This window comes from Neisseria gonorrhoeae (genome assembly GCF_003315235.1).
In the GTDB taxonomy this organism is placed as follows: domain Bacteria; phylum Pseudomonadota; class Gammaproteobacteria; order Burkholderiales; family Neisseriaceae; genus Neisseria; species Neisseria gonorrhoeae.
The window spans coordinates 1-3,185 of sequence record NZ_QNRU01000062.1; the positions used below are offsets into that span (position 1 = coordinate 1).

At 48.3% G+C, this 3,185-nt stretch carries 3 protein-coding genes and 1 pseudogene; all 4 read left to right on the forward strand.

Annotation, left to right across the window (positions count from 1 at the left end):
- Positions 1–813 (forward strand): annotated as a pseudogene (locus DFR77_RS12480) (IgG-binding virulence factor TspB family protein); the annotation flags it as partial.
- A 7-nt stretch (positions 814–820) separates the two neighbouring features.
- Positions 821–1,111 carry a DUF2523 domain-containing protein gene (locus DFR77_RS12485; protein WP_017147034.1) on the forward strand — a complete coding sequence of 97 codons (291 nt, stop codon included), beginning with the start codon at positions 821–823 and terminating at the stop codon, positions 1,109–1,111.
- A gap of 9 nt (positions 1,112–1,120) precedes the next feature.
- Positions 1,121–2,206: a zonular occludens toxin domain-containing protein gene (locus DFR77_RS12490; protein WP_003698930.1), complete on the forward strand. Its 1,086-nt coding sequence runs from the start codon at positions 1,121–1,123 to the stop codon at positions 2,204–2,206.
- 120 nt (positions 2,207–2,326) lie between these two features.
- On the forward strand, positions 2,327–2,686 hold the full coding sequence (locus tag DFR77_RS12495; protein WP_003689732.1) for a hypothetical protein: 360 nt from the start codon (positions 2,327–2,329) through the stop codon (positions 2,684–2,686).
- The last annotated feature ends 499 nt before the right edge of the window (positions 2,687–3,185 follow it).

The following is a 3,185-nucleotide window of genomic DNA, read 5'->3' on the forward strand; positions in this document are numbered from 1 at the left end:
CGCAATCCGAAATACAAAGAAGAAATGGATGCCAAAAAGCCGGAAGAGATTTTATCGTTGAAAGTCGATGCCGATCCCGACAAATACATAAAGGCAACCGGATATCCCGGTTATTCCGAAAAAGTAGAAGTCGCACCCGGAACAAAAGTGAATATGGGGCCCGTCACGGACAGGAACGGGAATCCCGTTCAGGTTGCCGCAACATTCGGCAGGGACGCGCAAGGCAACACCACGGCGGATGTACAAGTAATCCCGCGTCCCGACCTCACGCCCGCAAGCGCGGAAGCACCTCACGCACAGCCGCTGCCCGAAGTATCGCCCGCCGAAAACCCCGCAAACAACCCGGACCCCGATGAGAACCCCGGCACGCGCCCCAATCCCGAACCCGACCCCGATTTGAATCCCGATGCAAATCCCGATACGGACGGACAGCCCGGAACAAGCCCCGATTCCCCGGCCGTTCCGGACCGCCCAAACGGCAGGCATCGCAAAGAAAGGAAAGAAGGCGAAGACGGCGGGCTTTCGTGCGATTATTTTCCGGAAATCCTAGCCTGTCAGGAGATGGGCAAACCTTCGGACCGCATGTTTCACGATATAAGCATACCGCAGGTTACAGACGATAAAACATGGTCTTCACATAACTTTTTACCGTCTAACGGCGTATGTCCGCAGCCGAAAACCTTTCATGTTTTCGGCAGGCAATATCGGGCAAGCTATGAACCGTTGTGCGTGTTTGCCGAAAAAATCCGGTTTGCCGTACTGCTCGCCTTTATCATTATGTCGGCTTTTGTCGTTTTCGGTTCGTTGGGGGGGGGAATAAATGCCATTACTTTCCGGCCTGATTCCACTTTTAGGCATACTTCTGAAAATGCTGATTGTCAGAATCATCCTTGCAACAGGTCTGACATTCGTAACCTATGCCGGGTATCTCGCCGCACTGGAAAAGTTCAAAGGCTACACGTCAAATGCGATCAATTCCATGCCTTCCGACATATTGAACCTTCTTTTAATTTCGGGATTCGGTCAGGGGTTGGGCTACCTGTTCGGCGCATTCTCGTTCTTCATTGGTATGCACGCATTCAAAAAACTGACGTTTGTCTTTCCGGGATGAGGTAGAAACATGATTTATCTGTTTACGGGAAACATGGGGGCAGGCAAAACCCCCCGCGTCGTCTCTATGATTTTGAACAACGAAGACGGATTGTTCAAAATGAAATTGGAAGACGGCACGGAGGCAGACCGGCCGCTTTATTTCTGCCATATCGACGGATTGGACAAACGAAAATTCAATGCCCGCGAACTGGCGGAAGGGCAAATCATGTCCGCCCCGCTTCGTGATGTCATACCGGAAGGCGCGGTGCTGATTGTTGGCGAAGCGCACTACACTTACCCGGTACGCGCGGCAGGCCGTCCCGTTCCGCCCTATATTCAGGAACTGACAGAACTCCGCCATCACGGGCATACCGTCATTTTGATGACGCGGCACCCGAGCCAACTTGATATATTCGTCCGCAACCTTGTTTCAAAGCATGTACACCTTGAACGCAAGGCAATCGGCATGAAACAGTATTATTGGTATAAATGCGTAACCTCGTTGGACAATCCCGCGGGCGTAAGCGGCGTAGAAGCCGCAAATTGGAAACCGCCTAAAGAAGCCTTCAAATACTATAAATCCGCAAGCCAACACCAAAAGTTCAAGAAAAAAGTGCCTTGGGCGGTTTGGGCGTTGATTGCGGTTGTAGGGTTTGTAGGCTGGAAAAGTTACGGCATGTTTCAAGTTTACAGCAAAGCCACAGACAGCCGGATTGAGCAGGAAGCGCAAAAAGAAAGCGTTGTGCAGACGATGACGGAGCAGACGGCATCATCAGAAACAGCGCCTTTTGAGCATTCCGACAATCTGAAACCTGAAGACTTTGTGCCGACTTTGCCCGAAAAGCCCGAAAGCAAGCCTATTTATAACACAGTCCGACAAGTAAAAACCTTTGAGCAAATCGCCGGATGCATAGACGGCGGAAAATCAGATTGCACATGCTATTCAAATCAAGGAACACCCTTGAAAGAAATAACAAAGATAATGTGTAAAGAATATGTGAAAAACGGGTTGCCTTTCAATCCTTACAAGGACGAACGGCAAAGGACGGAACAGGCGGCACAGTCCGCGAAAGCGGACAAGCCCCAAGTTCTCGTAATGGGCGGAAAGCCGTAGCAAAATCTCATGTACGACAACTGAAGAGCGCGGAAAACCGTTTGAAGGAATCGGCGGCGGAGTCGTAAAGCAGAAAGTTCTTTTTAAAATCATATTCTGAATACTAAATCTGAGGATGTCATGATTCACAAACCAAGATATATCAAAATTGTAGATGAAAACGGGGATTTCACACGTGTTCTCCGTCTCCATAAGTTCCCGGACACGTCGAAAGTTTTTTATTTCGAGCCTATGTTCTGGCTTAAAGATGGTCGGCTTGCCCGGAAAGACAGTTTGTTTGAAGTTGATTACATTTACGGTGCAGACGGTTGCGGGTTCTTGCCGTCAAATTTAACGGAGTTCAGAAAATATTGCCGGAAAAAGCACCAAAAGTTTAAGGACGATGAAGTTTTAGTAAACCGTTACGCGGTCGATTTTTTGGGTGCGAAGGAACCCCCATATGACGACCGCCATGTGACTTCAGTCAAATATTTTGTTTGATAAAACCAAAATCACAAATTCAGCCACTACACCTCAGGATGGCTTGGGCGGAGTGAAGGGGGTTAACTGCTAGAATGGCTGTTTTTTTTTGGGCGTATCTCAGTCCGGAATCGCTTCGTTCGGGGGTTGTAGGTGCAGGAAAATAGGGCGGAAAAAAGGAAAAGGGGGAAGCTTTGTAAAGATTGGGCGCGCTTTTTGCCAAATCTTTACGAATACCCCCTTTTCCTTTTTTATGAACTGTTTTTCAATACCGCAAACCCACTAACGGAGTGATTCCGGACTGAGATACGCCTAAAAAAATCAGACATTCGGGTCGCAACAGGAATCTTTACCAAAACCAGTAACCCTAATAAAATAAGACACGGCAAAGGAATAGCTAACCCTTGCCGAAACCGTCCAGCCTGAACAAACCACAAACTTAAAGTTTGATGACGAGAATAGGCGGGCGGTTTTCTTGTTTGTGAAATTGAGTAGTATCAAAGAACACAGATTCTGAATA